Source organism: Spongiactinospora sp. TRM90649, from assembly GCF_029382225.1.
Taxonomy (GTDB): domain Bacteria; phylum Actinomycetota; class Actinomycetes; order Streptosporangiales; family Streptosporangiaceae; genus Spongiactinospora.
This window is the reverse complement of the sequence record NZ_JARLTC010000098.1, coordinates 1-1,052: the sequence shown is the minus strand read 5'-3', so window position 1 is coordinate 1,052 and position 1,052 is coordinate 1. Positions and strand designations below refer to the sequence as shown.

Sequence of the window (1,052 nt, the reverse complement as noted above, 5' to 3'; positions counted from 1 at the left end):
TTCGACGCGGGCCTGTTCGGGATCTCGCCGCGCGAGGCGATGGCGATGGATCCGCAGCAGCGGCTGTTGCTGGAAGCCTGCTGGGAGGTGCTGGAGCGCTCGGGCATCGATCCGGACGGTCTGCGCGGATCCTCGACCGGTGTGTTCGTGGGTACGGCGGCTTCCCTTTACGGGGCGGGCGGCCGGGCTTCGGCCGAGGTGGAGGGGCACATCCTGACCGGTACCTCCACGAGTGTGGCCTCCGGCCGGGTCGCGTACACGTTCGGGCTTGAGGGTCCGGCCGTGACCGTGGACACGGCCTGCTCCTCCTCCCTCGTGGCACTGCACCTGGCCGTCCAGGCCGTGCGCGGCGGGGAGTGCGAGCGGGCGCTGGCCGGTGGTGTGACGGTGATGGCCACGCCGGGCATCTTCACCGAGTTCTCGCGTCAGGGTGGTCTGGCCGGGGACGGGCGGTGCAAGTCGTTCGCGGCGGCGGCCGATGGCACCGGCTGGGGCGAGGGCGTGGGCGTGCTGCTGGTGGAGCGGTTGTCGGTGGCCCGCCGCAGTGGCCACACGGTGCTCGCGGTGGTCAAGGGCAGCGCGGTGAACCAGGACGGTGCGTCCAACGGCCTGACCGCTCCGAACGGCCCCTCCCAGCAGCGGGTGATCCGCCAGGCGCTGGCCAGTGCCGGGTTGTCGACCGCCGATGTCGATGCGGTGGAGGCGCACGGCACCGGGACGGCGCTGGGTGACCCGATCGAGGCGCAGGCCCTGCTGGCCACCTATGGTCAGGACCGCGACGAACCGCTCTGGCTGGGTTCGATCAAGTCGAACATCGGGCACACGCAGGCGGCGGCCGGTGTCGCGGGTGTGATCAAGATGGTCATGGCGATGCGGTACGGGACGCTGCCTCGTACGTTGCACGTGGATGAGCCGACGCCGCATGTGGACTGGTCGGCCGGTTCGGTGGAGTTGCTGAGGGAGTCCAGGCCGTGGGCCAGCGGTGGCCGGACGCGTCGGGCGGCGGTGTCGTCGTTCGGGATCAGTGGCACGAACGTCCACACCATCATCGA

The 1,052-nt window shown here is 70.9% G+C and carries 1 protein-coding gene; it reads left to right on the top strand.

All coding sequences use genetic code 11. From position 1 onward, the window contains the following. Nucleotides 1-1,052, top strand: a 1,052-nt coding sequence (locus P3X83_RS43150; RefSeq protein WP_277311254.1) for a polyketide synthase, incomplete at both ends; no start/stop codon positions are given.